General features: G+C 48.0%; 17 protein-coding genes. 11 read left to right on the top strand and 6 right to left on the bottom strand.

Annotation, left to right across the window (positions count from 1 at the left end):
- Positions 1 to 20 precede the first annotated feature (20 nt).
- The 5 genes from FN124_RS19395 to lepB form a co-directional block, all read right to left on the bottom strand.
- Complete coding sequence (locus FN124_RS19395; RefSeq protein ID WP_142686406.1) at positions 21 to 3374, bottom strand: SusC/RagA family TonB-linked outer membrane protein; 3354 nt, start codon at positions 3372 to 3374, stop codon at positions 21 to 23.
- A gap of 306 nt (positions 3375 to 3680) precedes the next feature.
- The gene (locus FN124_RS19390) at positions 3681 to 4853 is read right to left on the bottom strand and encodes a FecR domain-containing protein (RefSeq protein ID WP_142686405.1); all 1173 of its coding nucleotides are present in this window, start codon (positions 4851 to 4853) and stop codon (positions 3681 to 3683) included.
- Positions 4854 to 4936: 83 nt separating this feature from the next.
- Complete coding sequence (locus FN124_RS19385; protein WP_142686404.1) at positions 4937 to 5527, bottom strand: RNA polymerase sigma factor; 591 nt, start codon at positions 5525 to 5527, stop codon at positions 4937 to 4939.
- A gap of 100 nt (positions 5528 to 5627) precedes the next feature.
- Complete coding sequence (locus tag FN124_RS19380) at positions 5628 to 6590, bottom strand: YheT family hydrolase (RefSeq protein WP_142686403.1); 963 nt, start codon at positions 6588 to 6590, stop codon at positions 5628 to 5630.
- A 231-nt stretch (positions 6591 to 6821) separates the two neighbouring features.
- Positions 6822 to 8009 (bottom strand): signal peptidase I, encoded by a 1188-nt coding sequence (lepB, locus tag FN124_RS19375; protein ID WP_142686402.1) that lies wholly within the window; start codon positions 8007 to 8009, stop codon positions 6822 to 6824.
- Positions 8010 to 8329: 320 nt separating this feature from the next.
- Here lepB and FN124_RS19370 point away from each other — a divergent pair, with 320 nt between their 5' ends.
- The 10 genes from FN124_RS19370 (at position 8330) to FN124_RS19325 (ending at position 19301) form a co-directional block, all read left to right on the top strand.
- On the top strand, positions 8330 to 9307 hold the full coding sequence (locus FN124_RS19370) for a sugar phosphate isomerase/epimerase family protein (protein WP_142686401.1): 978 nt from the start codon (positions 8330 to 8332) through the stop codon (positions 9305 to 9307).
- A 222-nt stretch (positions 9308 to 9529) separates the two neighbouring features.
- Complete coding sequence (locus FN124_RS19365) at positions 9530 to 10753, top strand: tetratricopeptide repeat protein (RefSeq protein ID WP_142686400.1); 1224 nt, start codon at positions 9530 to 9532, stop codon at positions 10751 to 10753.
- A 125-nt stretch (positions 10754 to 10878) separates the two neighbouring features.
- Positions 10879 to 11514, top strand: a complete 636-nt coding sequence (locus FN124_RS19360) for a 2Fe-2S iron-sulfur cluster-binding protein (RefSeq protein WP_142686399.1) — start codon at positions 10879 to 10881, stop codon at positions 11512 to 11514.
- Entirely contained in the window at positions 11511 to 12491 is a 981-nt protein-coding gene (locus tag FN124_RS19355; protein ID WP_142686398.1) for an FAD binding domain-containing protein, read from the top strand. Before FN124_RS19360 ends, FN124_RS19355 begins: the two co-directional genes overlap by 4 nt.
- Complete coding sequence (locus tag FN124_RS19350; protein WP_142686397.1) at positions 12488 to 14725, top strand: xanthine dehydrogenase family protein molybdopterin-binding subunit; 2238 nt, start codon at positions 12488 to 12490, stop codon at positions 14723 to 14725. The genes FN124_RS19355 and FN124_RS19350 overlap by 4 nt, the downstream gene beginning before the upstream one ends.
- Positions 14722 to 15876 carry an XdhC family protein gene (locus tag FN124_RS19345; RefSeq protein WP_142686396.1) on the top strand — a complete coding sequence of 385 codons (1155 nt, stop codon included), beginning with the start codon at positions 14722 to 14724 and terminating at the stop codon, positions 15874 to 15876. The genes FN124_RS19350 and FN124_RS19345 overlap by 4 nt, the downstream gene beginning before the upstream one ends.
- Positions 15876 to 16469: a nucleotidyltransferase family protein gene (locus tag FN124_RS19340; RefSeq protein WP_142686395.1), complete on the top strand. Its 594-nt coding sequence runs from the start codon at positions 15876 to 15878 to the stop codon at positions 16467 to 16469. Before FN124_RS19345 ends, FN124_RS19340 begins: the two co-directional genes overlap by 1 nt.
- Positions 16470 to 16742: 273 nt before the next feature.
- On the top strand, positions 16743 to 17636 hold the full coding sequence (locus tag FN124_RS19335; protein ID WP_142686394.1) for a phytanoyl-CoA dioxygenase family protein: 894 nt from the start codon (positions 16743 to 16745) through the stop codon (positions 17634 to 17636).
- 12 nt (positions 17637 to 17648) lie between these two features.
- Complete coding sequence (locus FN124_RS19330) at positions 17649 to 18461, top strand: SDR family NAD(P)-dependent oxidoreductase (protein ID WP_142686393.1); 813 nt, start codon at positions 17649 to 17651, stop codon at positions 18459 to 18461.
- A 99-nt stretch (positions 18462 to 18560) separates the two neighbouring features.
- Positions 18561 to 19301 (top strand): DUF72 domain-containing protein, encoded by a 741-nt coding sequence (locus tag FN124_RS19325; RefSeq protein ID WP_142686392.1) that lies wholly within the window; start codon positions 18561 to 18563, stop codon positions 19299 to 19301.
- Positions 19302 to 19324: 23 nt separating this feature from the next.
- Here FN124_RS19325 and FN124_RS19320 read toward each other — a convergent pair whose 3' ends face one another.
- A complete protein-coding gene (locus FN124_RS19320) occupies positions 19325 to 20104 on the bottom strand; it encodes an Fpg/Nei family DNA glycosylase (RefSeq protein WP_142686391.1) in 780 nt (259 codons plus the stop codon).
- A 215-nt stretch (positions 20105 to 20319) separates the two neighbouring features.
- On the opposite strand from FN124_RS19320, the gene FN124_RS19315 reads away from it, so the two are divergent.
- Entirely contained in the window at positions 20320 to 21075 is a 756-nt protein-coding gene (locus FN124_RS19315) for a murein L,D-transpeptidase catalytic domain family protein (protein WP_142686390.1), read from the top strand.

The raw sequence follows: 21075 nt of genomic DNA, 5'->3' as shown, positions 1-21075 counted from the left end.
TTTTGATCAGCTTTAAATTATCAGAAAGTAACATTCAACCCACCTATAAAAGAACGCGCCTGCGGATATACGCCTCGGTCTATACTCAGGGCGTTAGTACCGCCTATCTCAGGATCGAAGCCGGTATATTTAGTGATGGTGAACAGGTTTTCGCTCATTACATATACACGTATTTTCTGTAAACCGGTTCTCTTAACAACAGTCGACGGCAGTGAATAGCCAACCTGTAATGTTTTAACCCTGAAGTAGCTGCCGTTTTCCAGGTAGAAGGAAGATGGCCTGCTGTAGTTTTTATTGGGATCAGATACGGTGAGCCGTGGATAAGTAGTGGATGGATTTTCCGGTGTCCAGCGTTCCAGTGCTTTGGTTTGCCAGTTGGCTTTTGGAATATCCAGGCGGCGTAATCCCTGGAAAATCTGGTTGCCGTTAACGCCCTGGCCAAATACAATGATATCAAATCCCTTGTAAGCTGCATTGATGGTAATGCCATAGGTCCAGCTTGGAGTTGGGTTACCAATAAATGTCCGGTCTTTATCTGAAATACTGCCGTCTCCATCAAGGTCTGCGAACTGGAAGTCGCCCGGTTTGGCAGACGGTTGTATCTTACCCCCGGCTTTGTTGGTATAAGCATCTATTTGTTGCTGGTTCTGGAAAATACCCATTAATTCGTAACCATAGAAAGAGTTGAATGCATGTCCTACTTCTGTTCTTACAATTTCAGGCATGTTCTGGAATTTTTCTTCTTTATCATTCAAACGGATTACCCCTTCGCCCAGGTAGGTAACTTTATTTCTCATGTAAGAAGCGTTACCATTGGCAGAAAATTCCACTTCGCCGATCTTCCCCCGATAGCCCAGTTCCAGTTCCACGCCACTGTTTTCCATGCTGCCTACATTGGCCGCGGAATTGGCAATAGCGCCCACAAATAAAGGCAGGCGGGGCTTCATCAGGATATCTTTTGTTTTCTTGTTGTACCAGTCGAAACTTAAGGTGATATTACGTAACAACGTGGCTTCAAAACCAATATTGGTCTGGCTGGTCGATTCCCATTTCAGGTTGGGATTGGCCGGTGCATTCGGACTGTATCCAACGGTATATCCCAGCGGACCGAAATTATAATTCCTGCCACTGCCAATGGTGGAAGCAAACGCCTGGTCGTCGATCTCATCGCTACCCACCGTACCATAGCCTCCGCGGAATTTCAGGAAATCCACCACTTTATTTTCCGGCCAGAAATTTTCTTTGGATGCTACCCATCCCAGTGAATAGGAAGGGAAGATACCATACTGGTGATTGGGGCCGAAGCGGGAAGAACCATCGCGGCGCAGGATACCTTCTACCAGGTATTTTTCAGCGTAGTTATAATTAATACGTCCGAAGAGGGAAGACACCCGGTGATCAATATTTTCTTTACCATCGGAGATGCGGTTGGCCGCTGCCGATTTAAAGTTAAGGGAAGCCTCTTCAAAGGTGGTGGCTGGAATATCGTAGAACATTACATTCAGCTCTTTTAACCGGTTATCCATGTAAGCGCCCTGCCCTGCCAGCAATGTGATGTTATGCTTATTAAAACTGCGGGTATAGGAAACAATATTTTCGATGTTCCATGCATAGCTTTGGTGCTGACCACGGTTAAAGGAAGTGCGGGTATTTTTGGAAGAGCTGTTCAGGTAATACACCGGTGTAAATGTTTCATCGCCCCAGAAGGAAATTTTTGCGCCCAGTGTAGAGCGGAATTTCAGTCCTTTCACGGGTTCCATTTCCAGGAAAGTGTTACCTACTATATTGTGCGACCAGTCATAATTTCCAAGACGGGTACTGATATAAGCCAATGGGTTGGTAATTTCCTGTGCCACCTGGTCGGAGATACCATAAAACTGGCCTGCTGCATTTTTCCTGGCCCCTGTTTGTGTATACTGGCCTCCGGCAGATTCTGCGGGATCAGTGATCACGGGTTTGGTAAACGGATCCAGGTTGATCGCAGAGCTCAGCGGTCCACCGAATTCATTATTGGTGTTGCCTATGCCGGTTGATTTTTCATAAGAATAGCCAACATTTTCGCCCCAGGTGAGCCAGGGAGTAATTTTATGGGTGGAATTCAACCGGAAGTTAGCCCGTTCGTATTTAGAGATATCCGAGGCTACCACACCTTCCTGTTTCAGGTAACCAAAAGAGGAATAGAAGGTAGATTTTTCGCCGCCACCGCTGATACTTAATTCATGATTCTGCCGGATGGCGCTATTATTGAAAATTTCCGCCTGCCAGTCGGTACCCTTGCCATAGGAAGATGGATTGGCAAAGGGCGCAGTGCCGCCATCGTTGGTAACCGCTTCATTTCTTAATGTAGCGTATTGGGTGGCATCCAGCAGTTTCAGTTTATGCGCCGGTGCGGAAGTACCGAGGTAGCCATTATAGCTGACAGAAATTTTACCGCTCTTACCTTTTTTGGTGGTTACCAGGATAACGCCGGCTGCAGCGCGTGCACCGTAAATAGCCTGGGAAGCAGCATCTTTCAATACTTCCACGGATTCAATATCGTATTGATTGAGGTAACCGATGCCTCCATTATCTACCACTACTCCATCTATTACCCACAGGGGATTATTGTTGTTGAAAGAAGTGATGCCTCTTACACGCACAGATGATGCGGATCCTGGCTGACCGGAACTGGCGGCTATTGTTAAACCGGAAGTACGGCCCTGAAGTACCTGTTCTATGCGGGTTACCGGCTGCGATTCAATATCGGAAGCACGAACGCTGGAAATGGCGCCGGTAACTACGCTTTTCTTCTGGATACCATATCCTACCACTACGGTTTCTGTAAGCGCAGTGTTGGAAGGTTTCAGGTGAATGTTGAGCGGACTGGCAGAAACGGCCACCACTTTGCTGTCGTACCCAATAAAGGATACTATCAGCAGGCTCCTGTTGCCGGGCACTTTAATACTGAATTTACCTTCGGCATCAGCTGCTGTTCCGCTATTGGAGTTCTGCAGGCGGATGGTGGCCCCGGGAATGGGCTCGCCCGTTTCATTCAGCACCCTGCCGCTGACAGTGATACTGGAATCGGCAGCGCTTTTACCGGGAATTTTTACCAGCGTAATGCGCTTCCCTTCCATTACGTAAGCCAATGGCTGATTTTTCAGGCAGATGTCCAGGGCTTCCTTTACCGATACATTGCTAACATTTACGTTAACAGGTGCAAATGAAGATAATAGGGCTTCGTCGTACACCACGGATACACCGGCCTGCCGGGCCACTTCTTTCAGCACTTTTTTCAGGGGCGCATTTTTTTCCGAGAGCGTAATCTGCTGCGACAATCCTTTTGCGCTGATATGCAGGCAAGCTGTAAGAAGCAAAAAGGCGGTCATTTTCATAACGCAGAACATTTTGGTTGATAGTAATTTCCGGGTACAGGAAATTATACCACTAAAGTTTAATTGCATACTTTTGTAGTGTTTGGGAATTCTTGTAATGAAGTTCTTTGATTAAGGGACTGAAACTCAAAGGAATGCCCAGGCCATACCGGGAGTGTTGCGAGCACTTCCGGTTTTTTTCGGACATACCTTTCCCGATTAACTTGTTCCGGTTGTTGTCATCTGTTTAAAATTTATCGGTTCTTTTACGTGGATCGCCGCAACGTGGAAACAGCAATAACTGTGAATATTAAAAGTGTTGTCTTGTTACTTTATTACGGTTAATTTTCTTCCTTCCAGGTTAAACCTGGCACCACTGGCTTCCAGTAGTTTCAGCATTTCCGATAATGGCAGGTTCCTGTTGATCCTTCCGCCAAACAGCCTGTTGTCTGCATTTTTTATATCTATTTCTATATCATACCAACGGGCTAACTGTCTCATGATTACATTTATATTAGCATTGTCAAATTCAAAAAATCCGGTTTTCCAGGCGGTTACCGCGGCTACATCCACCGGGTGTACCAGCACAGCTCCCGTGCTGCTGCTGATCGCAGCCTGATCGCCGGGATGCAGCAATTTTTCCGCTTTGGCCGACTTCACCTTCACTGCACCGCTGATCAACGTGGTTTTTACTGCATCTTCATCAGAATAGGCCATGATATCGAAAGCGGTACCCAGTACCTGTATTTCTATCGCATTCACTTTTACCACGAAAGGGCGTTTCGCATTTTGCTTTACCTCAAAATATCCCTGTCCTTCCATTTCCACGGTACGGTTGTTACCGGTAAAAGCGGTCGGATAACGCAGGCTGGATGCGGAATTAAGCCAGGCAATGGTGCCATCTGGCAACTCAACGGTAAATTGCCCGCCCCGCGGTACTTTCAGCGTATTATATCCTACCACTGCATTCCCTCCTGATACGGCGTATTCCAGCTTTCCATTCTGCTGCTTTACAACAGTAGCACCCTGTTGTATCACCTGTTTGCCGGTACTGTCGAGCGTTACCACCGTTCCATCGGCCAGTGTAAGTACCGCTTTGTTGGTTCCCGGCATTACATCTGCCACCTGCGCGGCAGCCGGCAAGGGAACTGCCGGCCTGCGCAGGGTGTAAAACAAAGTAATGCCGGATGCTACCAACAAGGCTATTGTTGCCGCTATCGTCCAGTTACGGCGGAACGATACCCGCATCGGTACCGTTTCCTTCTTACTGGTGTTGATAGACTGCAGCAACCTGCTTTCTATCCGGTTGCTCAATTCTTCAGGAACTACCGGCCGCTCCTTCATAATACGCTCAAAATCCTGCTGCATTACAGATAACAGCGGCCGATGCGCATCGGAGGTAAGCAGCCAGCTGTATAAGGTGGCTATTTCCTCCGGCGTGCATTGGCCATCGAGGTATTTTTGCAATAGTGCTTCCTGTTGTTCTTCCGGTAAGTTCATTATAATACCAGGCGCTTTAATACAGGCCCTGCATATAATATCCGGAAATAAAGAAAGAGGGTACCCCTCGGGAAAAATATTTTTCAGATAATAGTGGTAAGAAGATAGGTGGCTACCAGAATGTCGCCATGACGGAAGATATAATCCTGTATGAACCGCATACTGAGCACCATGTGCTTTTTAACGGTATCGCGGGAAATGCCCAGAATGGCGGCAGCTTCATCATAGGTTTTGCCTTCCTGCCGGCACAGGCGGAACACATTTAACCGCTGGCTGGTCATCCGGCTCAACGCTTCCTGGAAAAGGCGGTCGTATTCCCTTGACCGGATAGCAAGATCGGTTAACCCCGCATCATGTTGTGAAAGCTGCCGGAACAATTGCTCGCGCATCTGCTCATCTGTGACCAGTTTGGCAATAGTCTTAAAAACGTGGTTACGGGCAATCCTGTAGAGGTAACCACTAAAAGAGAGCTGTGGGTTAATCCGCTCCCTGATCTCCCATATTTTCAGGAATACATCATGAACAAGGTCCTCCGCCAGGGAAGGCACTTTGCAAAAGCGTAACAGGTAGATATAGAGAGAAGAATGGTAGTGCCGGTAGATACTGGAAAAAGCCAATTCATCACCGCTTATCATCCTCAATAACACCTCTTCTTCAGATGGCATTCGCTCCATATGTGTTTTACTGATTTAAATGTTGCACACCGTTCCGCTGTAAATTATAAAAAACCACGGGAAATACAAATAACACTAATTTGACTGCCTGCAGGTGGGTTTACATCTGCTGTATAAAGGCCAGCGCCCTTTTTTCGGACCAGTAAAAATCTTCCCCGAATCTTACAAATCCAACATGACCACCCTGGTGCGGGGTTTCCAGGAAAACATACTTACTGCCGGCCGCTATTTCATAAGGATAGCATTCTTTCCCCAGGAATGGGTCATCTTTCGCATTGATCACCAGTACCGGTATACGGATATCCGGCAGCAATGGCCGGGAGCTGCATTGCTCCCAATAGGTAAGGGCATCTTTAAACCCATGCATGGGCGCAGTATAGCGGTCATCGAACTGCCGGAAAGACCGGACCTCCGCGTAGTGGTCAAGATTGATGCTCCCCGGGAATTGCAGTGCTTTCAGTCGCAACTTCTCTCCCAGGTCCCGGATAAACCGCTGCATATATATAATATTATGCCTTTTCTCCAGCTCTGCGGAGCCGCTTTTCAGGTCGCAGGGCACAGATATGGCTACCGCCGACCTGATTGTCCCATCCACCGTTGCGCCCCTTTCTCCCAGGTACTTTAAAGTCACATTCCCGCCCAGGGAAAAGCCTACCAGATGAATAGCCGTATATTTCTTCAGCGATACCAGGTACCCGATCACAGCATGCAGATCTTCCGTTTCGCCGCTGTGATAAAAGCGGAGATTTTTATTAGGCTCGCCGCTGCATCCCCGGAAATTCATGGATACGGTATCAAAACCGGCGCCATTGAAAATATGCACCATTCCCAGTACATACTTGCGGCTGGCATTACCTTCCAGTCCGTGCAGGATCACCACCAGGCGACTGCTTCCCCTTTCACTGAAATCCAGGTCCAGGAAGTCCCCGTCGGGCGTAGTGATCCGTTCCCTCCTGTATGCCGCCGGCCGTATGCTGCGGAATAAAGATGGATAGATGGTAAGCATATGGCGGTTCTGCAGTAAAAACGGCGCCTGGTAATCTGAGTTATGTAATACGGGCATCCCACAAAAATACGAATTCAAACGCGAAGGTTGCCGTATGCGGATTTTGTCTTGGAACACTGATCACACTGATTCTGATGATTTCGCTGAGGTTTTTTTAATCTTATAATAATAAAGAGAGAAAGATGTGGATTTTACCCACATATCTCTTCCTGCTTTTTATAAACCACTTAAAATAAAATCAATGAAATCATCAGAATCAGTGTGATCAGTGTTCCAAGACAAAATCCGCTACTTTATCGCCGAAAAAAGCCGTCCCCACCTGATACGGTTATGATGAATGCTCATCCAGATGATCCAGGCTTTTCCCACAATATGATCCTCCGGGACATAGCCCCAGAAGCGGGAATCCATCGATTCCCGGCGGTTATCCCCCATCATCCAGTAGTAATTCATTTTGAAGGTATAACTGTCTGTTTCCTGGTTATTGATATAGATTTTTCCGTTTACAACACGCAGTGTGTTGTGTTCATAAGTAACTATAATACGGCTGTAAAAAGGCAAGGTAAGCGTGTCCAGCTTTACTGTAGCGCCTTTACGGGGAATATACAGGGGGCCGAAGCAATCCTCGTTCCATTCATAATGCCTGGTATCAAAAGGGAACACCCTGGAGTCGGCAAACGCATCGTATACATACCGTTTTACGATGCCTCCCATAGCTTTCAGCGTATCAATGTTTGCAGTGGTAAGGTTGTAGATGAACCTACCCGAATCCCTGGTGGCACGCTGGATATGATCTGTTCCCAGTACATCGCGCATAGAGTCACTGAGCTCTTTTTTATCCGGCATCGTTACATAATACCTGGCTTCAAAATGCTCCGGGGATGCCATAGCAGTATGGTTGATATACACAATACCGTCAATGATCTGCAGGGTATCGCCGGGTATGGCAATACAGCGTTTGATCCAGTTCTCCCTTTTATCTACTGGCCGGGTAACCGGCGGAGGATAATTTTTACGCAGATACTCCGCTCCCAGTGAGCGCATATTTGTATAGTAATCCTCATCATCCCCGGCGATGGTTTTCAGTACCGTATCGCCGCAGGGATAATTGAATACCACCACATCATTACGATGTACGCTACTGAAACCGGGAAGCCTTGTATAAGGCCACTGAACAGCGGTAGAAAAGGGTTTGGTGTTTTTGGTAAGCGGGAGGGTATGATGGGTGAAAGGCCAGGCCAGCGGGGTAATGGGAACACGTGGGCCATAACTGATTTTGCTGACAAAAATAAAATCATTGATCAGCAGCGTTTTTTCCATTGAGGAACTGGGGATAACAAAAGCTTCAAAGATAAAGGTACGGATAAGGGTAGCGGCAACCACAGCAAAAAGAGCAGCTTCTATCCATTCTCTCAACTTCGACTTCTTCCTGGCGCCTTCTTCCGGCTGCTTTACATCGCTGAAAGAAAAATTCATTTTAAACGTGGTTTTGGATCAGTAACTACTAACAATTTAATTAATTATACCCATATCTTTTCAAAATTTATATAAGCCAAAATCCCTGCTGTAGCGGCGCAGTAAGCAACATGCAGAATTTCTCCCCCATTGTATCATTACTACTGCGATGAGGCATCACCGTTATAAAAATCAGTATTATTATACCCGATCCTGCAAAAAAGTATCATGCCTGGTTTTTCTTTTTAAAAATTTTCAGGAAGATAAAATCGTTTTATTAAATTGCTCTGCGTAACCACTTCAGTAGTTATACATTTACCCACGTTACAAACATATTTACCATGCATACGTCGAGGCGTTCATTCATACAACAAACTGGGCTGATAGCCGCCGGTATGATGTTACCGGGCGCTTTGTCTGCCATGACCGGCAACAAAGCGCTGCCAAAGAAAATAGGTTTGCAGCTGTACACCCTGCGCGACCAGCTGGCCAAAGATCCTAAAGGCACATTGGCCAAAGTAGCGGGCATCGGCTATAAGGAAGTGGAAACCTTTTATGGCTTCCAGGGCACGGGCGACAAAGGCGAGTTCTGGGGATTGAAACCTGCGGAGTTAAACGCCGTATTGAAACAACACCAATTGAATACGCCCAGTGGCCACTATCAGCTCAATGATTATCTGACCAAAGGCAATGGTAACGCCGATGCCCTGCAACCGCAAATCGACCTGGCAGCAGCACTCGGCCAGCAATACTTTATTGTACCCGTATTACCGCTCTCCCTGTGGGATAAAAAACTGGGAGCAGATGATTATAAGTTCATGGCAGAACAACTGAACAAAGCCGGTGAACAATGTAAAAAAGCAAATCTGAAGATCGGTTATCATAACCACTACTGGGAATTCAAACCACTGGCCGACAGCAACAGCACCGGATACGAAGTAATGCTGAAAGAAACAGACCCTTCACTGGTTACCTTTGAACTGGATCTTTTCTGGGCCGTAAAATCAGGACGCGATCCCATCACCCTGTTTAAAGAAGCACCCGGCAGATTTGTAGCCTGGCATGTGAAAGACATGGATAAATCGAATACTGCCAGTCTTACCGCCACAGGCACTGAAAATAAAACCTCCATGGAACTGCTCTCCGGCGTCACCTTCGCAGAAGTGGGAACCGGCAGCATCGACTTCTCAAAGATCTTTGCCCAGGCAAAACTTGCCGGCGTAAAACATCTTTTCGTAGAACAGGACAAAATCACCATCGAACCATTCGATAGCATCACCCAAAGCTATAAATACGTAAAGAACGTATTGCTCAAATAGCGGGATTTGTCTTGGAACACTGATTACGCTGATTTTGATGATTACTTTGATTTTACTTTAAATGTTTTATAAAAAGCCGGGAGATATACGGGGATAAATTCGCCTATATCTCCCTTTATTATTTCAAAAATCAAAAAAACAAAATCAATGAAATCATCAAAATCAGCGTAATCAGTGTTCCAAGACAAAATTCGCGTAACTTGCGCCCAAAGCAAGTAACATATGGCGATGCATGAATTTGAGACACTGGTGGAACTGTCTGTTCTTTGCCTGGATAAAAGCCAGGAAGAAGGATTGGATCGCAGGAGCCTCTTTTTTAACCTGTACAAATTACAACAGCAATACGATACCGCGTTTACACATTTCCGGGTGATGGACGTGTTAATCAAACATCATTTCGTATATACTTTTCCCGTTAGCGCGCATCCGGCGTATGCCACCCATGCAGCCTGGTTCGATGCACTGGCCGCCAGCCGGAAATTCAGCTTCATATACCGTAACCCCACTGCGGAATGGGACCAGGAAAGCAATCCTGTGGCCGGTTACGCCAATTTCGATTTTGCTACCCAGTCTTACATTATGTACTGCGATGCCGGCTCTTTTCTCTGGGCCGATATGGTAGCCAATGGCACGCTCACCGGTGATGATGCCATAGCGCCGGAAAAAACGGATGTTTTCTCTCTTGCACATGAAGTGGCAGAAGCCGCAGGCGAACAAAAAGATAAAGACGTACTGGGCCTGTGGTACCAGTTGCTTCCTTACATGGTAATGGAAGCCGAACAGGAAGGTGAGCTCATTCACTACAAAGCGCTTGAAGCTATCCTCGACCTGGTGGTAACCAACGATGCCATACCCAACGAAGGATTGCCGCCGGCAGATGAACTGCCCGTTGGTGGTGAACTGGGCAAATTCTGCCAGTGGTGGTACGCTCCCGCAGCAGATAAAATGCCTGCCACTGCACCGGAGCAGGCAGAAGAAGAAATAGACCTTGAAGCTGTACCTTTTAAAGCACAGGTGGAAAAAAGCGCTGCATGGTACGAACAACAGGTAGTGGAAATTTTGCAGGAAGCTAATACCGCTATCACTGAAATGGAAGACAACGGCGTCAGCGAAGCTACAAGGCAAAGTGTTTTCAGCCGCCTGCAGGAAGGGCTGGCTTACGCTGATAAAGGATTGGAACTATCACCCAACGAGCCGGGATTACTGATGAATAAAGGCTCTATTCTCATGTTGCTGGAGCAGTACAACCAGGCGCTGGCTATTTACGATAAGGCACTGGCGCTTGCCCCCGATAATGCCTATGTGCATCTGAACCGGGCAGTGCTTTTTTATCATATGGAACAGGTCCCTGAAGCCATCGCCTCATTTGAACGGCTGCTGCAGCTGGAACCGGGAAATGAATTTGCACAGCAATGGCTCTCACACCTGAAAAACGACGGACAATAAACAGATACAACACTATCTTCTTTCGTGGTGGCAGTGGCGGCGCCCGGTGAAGCGCCGCTCATCTATTTTAAAAACCAAATACCGGATTTATTTACTAACTTATTAGGGATTAAATCCGGTAGAAAATGCCACAGGAAAACGACCAACAACACTATCCGCCCGGGAAGGGCAAACATGAAGCCCGCCGCGACTTCCTGAAACAATCTTCCGCAGTGATGGCACTGGCGCTCACGCCGCCGCTGGTAATAAAAGCGGCTCAGCACGATGAAGCCATCGCCGGCATTTTTGAGAAGATGCCCGTAAGTATGGAGATCAACGGAAAAAAAGTACAGGTTTCCGTAGAGCCACGCGTTACATTATTGGACCTGCTCAGAGAACAGCTGCAGCTTACCGGCACAAAAAAAGGTTGTGATCATGGCCAGTGCGGCGCTTGTACGGTGCATGCAGATGGCCGCCGCATCAACTCCTGTTTGACGCTGGCGGTAATGCAGGAAGGAAAAAAGATCACCACCATCGAGGGTCTTGCTAACGGTGAAGAGCTACACCCCGTACAGGAAGCGTTCATTAAACACGATGGCTTCCAGTGCGGCTATTGTACCCCGGGGCAAATCATGTCGGCTGTAGCCTGCATCCGTGAAGGCCATGCCGGATCTCCTGAAGAAATAAGAGAGTTCATGAGCGGTAATATCTGCCGCTGCGGCGCTTATGATAATATTGTTCATGCCATTATGGACGTAAAACAGGGAGGGAAAACAGTATGAATCAATTCTCCTATGTACGGCCTTCCAGCCTGAAAGCCGCTGTAGATGCCGTGGCGAAAGACAACTCCGCCCGCTTTATTGCCGGCGGTACCAACCTGCTGGACCTGATGAAAAGTGGCGTGGTAATACCGGAAAAACTGGTAGACATTAACCGTTTACCATTGAAAGATATACAGCTGAATGGCAACACACTTCATATAGGCGCCCTGGCGCTCAACAGTGAACTGGCTGCACATGAACTGGTAACCACACATCACCCGTTACTGGCCCAGGCCCTGCTGGCAGGCGCCTCGCAGCAACTCCGCAATATGGCTACTGTAGGCGGCAATATGATGCAACGCACCCGCTGCACCTATTTTTACGATACTACCATGCCCTGCAATAAGCGCAGCCCCAATAGCGGCTGCGGCGCTATTGGCGGCATTAACCGTATGCACGCCATCTTCGGGGCCAGCGATAGCTGTATCGCGGTACATCCCAGCGACATGTGCGTGGCGCTGGCTGCGCTGGATGCCACCGTACTGGTAACCGGCCCTAAGGGTAACCGCCGCATCCCTTTTACGGATTTCCACCGCCTGCCGGACAACACCCCGCAGCTGGATAACAACCTGGCAAAAGGAGAACTGATCACCGCCGTGGAAATCCCCGCTAACGCCTACACGAAAAATGTATATTATCTGAAAGTACGCGACCGCGCCTCTTATGCCTTTGCTCTGGTATCAGTGGCAGCAGCACTGGACATCAGCAATAACATGATCCGGAGCGCCCGCCTGGCCATGGGTGGGGTAGCGCATAAACCATGGCGACTGTATGAAGCAGAGAAAGCACTGGCGGGCAAAGCCCCCACGGAAGAAAATTTCCGCCAGGCTGCAGCTATCGCATTGCAATCCGCCAAAACATACCAGCACAACCAGTTTAAAACAGGTTTATCCGTAAACAGTATTCAAACCGCTTTACTAAAAGCCGCCAGCGTATGAAAAAGCAACAAACAGGACAGTCGATGGACCGTGTAGATGGCCGCCTGAAAGTAACCGGAGGAGCCAGGTATTTCGCAGACCATCACCTGCCGGATCTCTTATATGCCGCACTGGTATGCAGCCCTATCAGCAGTGGCACCATTAAAAGCATTAACACCACTAAAGCATTAAAGGCCCCCGGTGTGGCAGATGTAGTATCCCACCTGAATGCACCACCTGTGCCGGGGTATAAAAATGCCGATCCCGGCGCAAAAGATGGTCTTAAAATATTTAAAGACAACCGCATCTATTCCAACGGGCAACCCGTAGCCGTAGTACTGGCCAACACGCTGGAACGCGCTGTGCATGCTGCTTCCCTGGTGGAAGTACAATACAACCAGGAAACGCATTATACCGATATGAATGCCAGCATGGACAAAGCATTCCGGAATAACCGGATGAAAGACTATGTGCGCGGCGACGCAGATGCCTGGAAAAAAGCAGCTGTTACCGTGGATGCCACTTACACCATTCCATTGGAAGTACATAACCCTATGGAACTGGCCGGTATCATTGCCCACTGGGATACGCCGGATACACTGGTGCTCTACGCGAAAACACAGGGCGTAAAAAATGTGCAGGACACCGTGAAAAGATTATTCCAGTTACCGGAACAGAATATCACCGTTCACTCCCGGTTTGTGGGCGGAGGATTCGGTATGGCGTTGCGCGTATGGCCCATGGAAGTAGCCACCATACTGGCCGCTAAGAAAATACGCAAACCGGTGAAGCTCGTCATCACACGCGATCAGATGTTCACACTGGTAGGTTACCGCCCCAGTGCCATACAAAAGCTGAGCCTTGGCGCTACCTCCGATGGTAAGCTCACAGGCATCACCCATGAAGCGGTAGCCGTTACCTCTCCTTATGAAGATTTTACAGAAGGCATTGTGGCCATGAGTAAATTCATGTATGCATGCCCCAATGTAAATACCCGTTACAAACTGGTACCGCTCAACCTGAGCACGCCCGTCTGGATGCGTGGGCCCGGAGAAGCTACCGGCGCATTTGCGCTGGAATCAGCCATTGATGAGCTTTCTTACAAACTCAATATAGACCCGCTCCAGCTAAGGATACTGAACCACGCAGATACCGATCCTGAAAAAGACCTGCCTTTCTCCAGTAAATATCTGAAAGAAGCCTATGAACTAGGTGCTGAAAAAATCGGGTGGACTAACCGGAAGGCAGCTCCCCGCAGTATGCAGGAAGATGGAATGCTGGTAGGATATGGCATGAGCAGCGGTACTTTTGGCGCCTTCCGTGGCAGGGCTACGGTATCGGCTACACTAAAATCCGATGGGTCCCTTATCCTCCAGAGCGCCGCTGCTGATATTGGCCCGGGTACCGCTACTGCCATGGTGCAGATAGCGGCAGATGTAACCGGCATTGCTCCTTCAAAAATACAATTCATGCTAGGTGAATCTGCTTACCCTTTTGCACCGCAACAGGGAGGCTCTTCAACCGTGTCTACACTTGGAAGTGCTGTAACAGACGCCTGTAAAGCATTGCAGCAAAAGCTGGCATCACTGGCGGTCAGTAATGTACCAGCATTTAAAAACGCAACACCGGAAACAATTGTTTTTGAAGATGGACAACTGCTGAAAGCCGGGGGACAGGAAAAAATCACCTACGAATCCCTCCTGCAACAACAGCAGTTACCGGAAGTAAATGTAGTGGCTACCTCGCAAAGCGGGGAAGAAAGGAAAAAGTACTCCATGTACTCTTTCTCCGTACACTTCACCAAAGTACATGTACATCCTCAAACCGGTGTGGTGCGTATAAAACATATTGTGAGCGTGGCCGATGCAGGCACCATTGTAAACACTAAAACCGCGCGCAGCCAGATGATCGGCGGCGTAGTAGGCGGCATTGGCATGGCCCTCACAGAAGAAGCAATACTGGATCACCGCTTCGGTCGTTTTGTAAATAACAACTATGCCGATTACCACGTTCCCGTAAATGCAGATACACCACCCACCAATGTGTATTTCATCAATAAGAAAGATCCTTACATCAATCCCATGGGGTCTAAAGGCATGGGGGAAATAGCGCTGATCGGCTTTGCTGCAGCGGTTTCCAATGCCGTGTATCATGCAACCGGCAAACGCGTGCGCGATCTCCCCATCACCCCGGATAAGGTGCTGGATGAAAAAGCTGCACAGCAATGGAAAGTGGAAAATAAACTGAATACATGAAAGAACTGGAAGACATCGTAAAATCATATTACACTGCCTGCCGCCAGGGAATAAAAACGGCGCTGGCAACAGTAGTGCATGTAGAAGGCTCTGCTTACCGCCAGCCCGGCGCAAAAATGCTGGTAACGGAAAATGGTACGCTCACCGGCGCTATCAGCGGGGGCTGCCTGGAAGGCGACGCCCTGCGGAAAGCACAACTGGTAATGATGCAACAGCAGCCTATGCTGGTAACCTACGACACCAATGATGAAGACGATGCCAAACTGGGCGTAGGACTTGGATGCAACGGCATTATCCATATATTGCTGGAGCCTGTGAATGCAGAAGATCCGCTCAACGCAGTAGCCATGCTGGAGGAAGTAATATCCCATCGTGCGCCTGCCATACTGGTAACCCTGTTTACACTGCACCGGCGTAAAGGGCCACAACCCGGCACCTGCCTGGTGCTTACCGCAAATGGAAAAATGCATCAACGTATACCCGATCAGCATCTGCAGGATGCTATCATCACCGATGCAAATCACGCGCTGCGGTCACGCAGCTCTTTTACGAAAACATACCTCTCTACCGGTAACGATTATACGACACATACGTCCTACATACCACCAGCACCGCAACTCCTGGTTGCCGGCGCCGGCAATGATGTGATCCCGCTGGTGAAAATGGCCGCCCTTCTCGGATGGCATACCATTGTTATTGATGGCCGCCCCGGTTACGCCACCACCATGAGGTTCCCGGAAGCCACGCAGGTACTCATGGCCAAACCCGCGCAGGCGCTCTCCCAGCTGCAAACAGACCAGTATACTGCCGCTCTGCTGATGACGCATAACTATAATTATGATCTCGCCCTGCTGGCACAACTGTTGCCGCTGCCACTTGCGTATATTGGCGTACTGGGCCCTGTTAAAAAGCTGCAACGCATGCTGGACGAACTGGCGGAAAACAATATCTCTATTACCCAGCAGCAACGGGCACGCATACACGGTCCTGCAGGACTGGATCTTGGAGCAGAAACCGCAGCCGAAATTGCCCTGTCGGTGATCAGTGAAATAAAATCAGTGCTGTCTGCCGCCGCTGCCACTTCATTGCGGGAAAAAACAACATCCATCCATTCCCGCGAACAACAGGTCATCCTTCAACAGCAACTATAATGAAAACAACCGGTATCATTATCCTGGCCGCAGGCGCCTCCAAACGCCTTGGAACTCCCAAACAGCAACTCCCCTACCAGAACAAAAGCCTGCTGCAAAATGTAGTGCACACTGCCCATCACTGCGATATGCCCACCGTAGTAGTGCTTGGCGCCTTCGCCACACAGATCAGGGAGCAACTGATAACCGAAAAGGTACACACCATTGTAAATCCCCACTGGCCGGCCGGGATGGGCGGTTCTATCCGTACGGGCTTACAACACCTGCTGCGCATTGCGCCCCATGTAAATAATGTATTGCTGCTATTATGCGACCAGCCCTTTATCACCCCCTCCCTGCTGGAGGAAATGATAACGTTGAAAAATACCTCCGGTAAAGCCATCGTTGCCTGCACCTATGGCGACGCCACTGGTACCCCTGCCCTCTTTGGAAAGCCATTCTTTCCACAGCTGCTGGCGCTGAACGGACAGGAAGGCGCTAAAAAAATATTGCTGCAACACCCGGAGCAGGTGGCCACTGTGCACTTCCCGCAGGGAGCAATAGATATAGATACCACCGCCGACTATGAACAACTGCTCACCAGCGGGAAATGATCAACCCTGGAAATATTTTTTTGGTAAATAAAATGACATGCTTATATTTGTCTACAAGATTAGTAGACTAATAAATCGTATTCACCATGAACACAGATCAAAATCATCGGAATCCGCGCCTGTTAAGCGCATCAACCAACCGCCCCATAATAGCGGCGTCTTATTGTTGTTGTTAACACCCACCCCACCCTGCGGCCACTCCACCAATTGCCGCTATAGCATTTACTATTTCAACAACTGTTTTATTCACTGTCAACACAAAAAATTTTCGTCATGAAAACGACAAACCAACCCGTGTTCTCCCTCGCCGGGGGAGTAACTGCAGCACATCTTGCATGGTTCCGTACCTATGGTATCATACAGTTTAAAAACTTCCTGGACAAAAACGCTCTCGCCGCCGTACACGAAGAAGTACAACGCGTACAGGAACTACTGATCCGGAATAATATTCAGAAAGTAAACGGCATTCCCCTGAAATTCGGTACAGACGTGGATGGCAGCCCATTGATCCAACGCATCGCTTTCGCCTCTCACTACAGCAACGTGTTACGTGAATTATTGAAAGACCAGAGACTTCAGTCACTCACTACTTTACTGGGCCCCTACTCCGGCAGGATAGGTGAAAACGAAAAAGACGGCCTGGTGGTAAATCATTATGTAAACACTACCGAGAGCCAGTTCAAACAACTGGGATGGCATACGGATAGCCCGCGGGACCTGTTTCTCGGTTCACGTATCCTTCCCATGCTGAACGTGGGTATTCACCTTGACAACTGCCCGCTGGGTAACGGCGGACTGAGAGTATTACCCGGCACGCATGAGCAGGGCTTACTGAAACTCCTGTTCAGGAAAAAGTACTTCATCGATAATAATCCCGATGAGAGGGAAGTAGGTTTTGATATTGAGGCCGGCGACCTTACCGTTCACGATGGGCGCCTCTGGCACCGTGTGCAGCAATCGCCCTATACCGGCGAAAAAAGCCGCAGAAGAGTGATGTACATACCTATTATCACCGGTGCTTACCAACCAAAAACAGCGAATAGCCCTACCCCTTTTTATCATAAACTGGCGCATCTCAAACAACATCTGTATGGCGGCAAGCCGCAATGGGCGAATATAAAAGCCCGGCCCGAAAGCCTTGCAGAAGTAAACACTCCATCTCTCTAAAAATATAATCCGATGTCATACGCATTAATAACCGGCGCAGCCAAAGGAATAGGAAAAGCCATTGCTGCACAACTCGCGGAAAGAAACTATCATTTGCTGCTGGTAGATATGGATGCAAAAACCCTATCTGCCACAGCAGAAGCAATTGCAGCGCAGTATCACGTTAATGTACATACGCTGCACCAGGACCTGTCGGCCCCCGATGCCCTGCAAAACGTCACTGCCTGGAGCAGTACCTGGCATGATTCGCTTTCCGTGGTGGTGAACAACGCCGGTTATGGCGTCAACGGGCCTTTTGAGCAGCTTACGCTACAGGAGCAGTTCAATATCATTGATGTAAATATCAAGGCACAGGTGGGTTTGTCGTACGCCTATATACCGGTACTGCGGAAATTCCCAAAAGCATACCTGCTTAATCTGGCCAGTACTACTGCTTATCAAACGGTGCCTTATCTTAACATCTACGCATCTACGAAAGCCTTTGCGCTTTCCTTTACCCGCGGGCTCCGGTATGAGCTCAGGCATTCGCCCATATCAGTGAGCGCACTGAGCCCCGGCAGTACCGACACCGATTTTGTAAACCGGGCGCGCATGGGCGATTATACCCGCAACGTGGCCAACCGTTTTAACATGACGCCGGAAAGGGTAGCAAAAATAGCTGTGGAAGGGCTCTTCAAAGGCAAGGCCGAAATTGTACCTGGCTTTACCAATAAACTGAATGCCTGGCTACCAAAATTCTTCCCGAAATTGTTCGTAGAAAAAATTGCGGCGGGCATTTATGAGCCCAAAGAAAAAGAGGCTGGCACCATTGCACTCACTACCTGATACACAGGGCCCTGCTTAATGAGAAAGCGGCACCGGAAATGGTGCCGCTTTCTTATGTATTATGGGAATAACATTTGTAGTGCTGTTATAAAAAAAGATATGGCAACTACAGGCATTCATATAGGCACATCGGGCTGGAGCTATAAACACTGGAGGGAAGTATTTTATCCTGCCGGGCTGAAGCCTGCCGGTTATCTTTCTTTTTATGCAGAAAAATTCAAGGTCACAGAAATAAACACCAGCTTCTATCATCTGCCCAAACCATCTACTGTAAAAGGATGGATAGAAAAAGTACCAGCCCGTTTCTATTTCTGCCCTAAGATCAGCAGGTATATCACCCATGTAAAAAGGTTGCTGGACCCCGAAGAATCGTTACCCAGATTCTTTGACATTTTTGATCCCTTTATAAAACACCTGGGGCCGGTGCTGATCCAGTTGCCTCCTTCTGCTGCGTTTGAAACAGAAAGGGTGGACCACTTTTTCAGGGTACTTACAAAAACCTATCATGGCTATCATTTCGCACTGGAAGCACGGCATAAAAGCTGGCTCTCCGATGAAGCCATGGCAATGCTGCAGCAGTATAAGATCGCCTGGGTTATTGCCCTGTCGGGACAGCGGTGGCCATTTGCAGAAGCCATTACCGCAAAGCATATTTACGTTCGTTTCCACGGGCCGGACGGCAGGTATGATAAACTATATCCTGAAAAAACGATGGATACCTATGCGGGAAAGTTCAGGGAATGGCAGCAGGACAAACATACTGTCTGGGCATTCTTTAACAACGACGGGCACGGCTATGCGCTTCAGAATGCAATACAGCTCATCACATTGCTCAAATAATTCTTTGTCTACAAGCGATTATCTTATTCAAATAATTCCTGCTCGTCGGTATAATAGGTTTTCCGGCCTCCGCTGCTGTCTTTCTTAATAGGCGCTCCTCCCGGGCTTTCGCTTAATTTGGCATTGTGTACCAGCATAAAATCGCGCACTTCACCGTTGATGATATCAGGATTACTTTTCAGGATCTTCTTTTCAGCGGCTTCCAGGATTTTCTTTACAGATTTCAAAAGCGCTTTGATCTTAGGTGCGGGTATTTTATTGGAGATGGAAAAAGGAGAGATCTTTGCGTCCCACAGGATATCATCTGCATAAGCATTCCCGATTCCCAGCACATTGTGCTGATCCAGCAGGTATTTCTTAATGGTAATTTTTTTCTTTGCCAGTTGCTCTTTGAGATAACTTTCGTTGAAGTCGTCCGACAACGCATCAGGCGCTGTTTTTTCTTCCGGATCCAGTTGAACATTAGCAGCGGCCTGGAAGTCTGTTAATGCCAGCCCTGTGCCATCTGCAAACAACAACTCTACAATGGTATGCTTTTGTTCATTTTCCTTTTCAAATAAATACAGCTTTCCATGCAACATTAAGTGCATTCCCAGCACGTGTTTGTTTTTGAATACAAAATGCAGCTCCTTGCCCACCCGTTGTATGTGCTCTAAAAACTGCCCCTCCAATGCAGCTCTCAGGTCGGCTTCTTTAACACGCAGCTTCTTTGCATTCTTCACTGTAACGGATTTCAGCTTTTTATGCAACAGCGCCTTTTCCAGGTTATGACGGAAGGCTTGCAGATCGGGTAATTCAGGCATAACACTATTTTTTAAAGATAAATTAAGGATTATGACGGAAATAACCACCTATACATATTTTTCATGTATGTGAACAACCTGTTAAAAGTAACTGTCCAGCAGCCTCAGACGGCACTTTTAGGGCATTTTCACTCCAAAAAAGGTTATCTTTGCTGTCTATGTTTTTTCTAAAGCAGTTATATTTTCTCTAAACCAATAAACCACGGAGTGTGAACATGAAATTGAAGCAAGTGATCAGACCGTTGATTTTTATAATTACTATTAGTCTTTTCGTATTTCTATTTACAAATTTTACAAATCTGGGTCCCGCGAAATCCACAGCCACTGCGCAACCGGCTACTGCTGTTAAAACGGATTCCGTACAACGGGAAAGCCTCTACGATATTATGCGGCTGGATACCACCGGTCTTTCAAGAGACGCATTTGAAAATGCCATGACCGGTTACGAGCATCTGCAGGAAAACGGACGGATTAAAAACCCGGATGTATTGTCTATTATCGACTTCTCCCTCCCCAGTACCCAAAAGCGTTTGTTTGTAATAGACCTGAAGAATAAGCTGTTACTTTTTAACACGCTGGTATCCCATGGCCGGAATTCCGGTAAAGACATGGCCAATACGTTTTCAAACAAGATGAACAGCTTTAAAAGCAGTCTTGGTTTCTATATCACCGGCGATACATATAACGGCGAACATGGCTATTCCCTTCGCCTGGAAGGAGAAGAAGCCGGCATTAATGATAACGCCCTCAGCAGGGGTATTGTCATGCATAGCGCCGATTATGTAAATGACAAGCTCGGTAAATTACAAGGCTATATCGGCCGTAGCCTGGGATGTCCCGCCATTCCTGAAAATGTGCACCGTAAAGTGATCAGCAGCATCCGTAATGGTACCTGCCTGTTCCTTTACAGCCCCGACAAATATTATTCCGCACATACAAAGATCCTTGTGAAAGACAGCAGCGCGTCTTAA

The sequence above is a fragment of the Chitinophaga polysaccharea genome, from assembly GCF_902150045.1.
Classification (GTDB): Bacteria; Bacteroidota; Bacteroidia; order Chitinophagales; family Chitinophagaceae; genus Chitinophaga; species Chitinophaga polysaccharea_A.
This window is presented reverse-complemented; position numbering and strand designations above follow the sequence as displayed.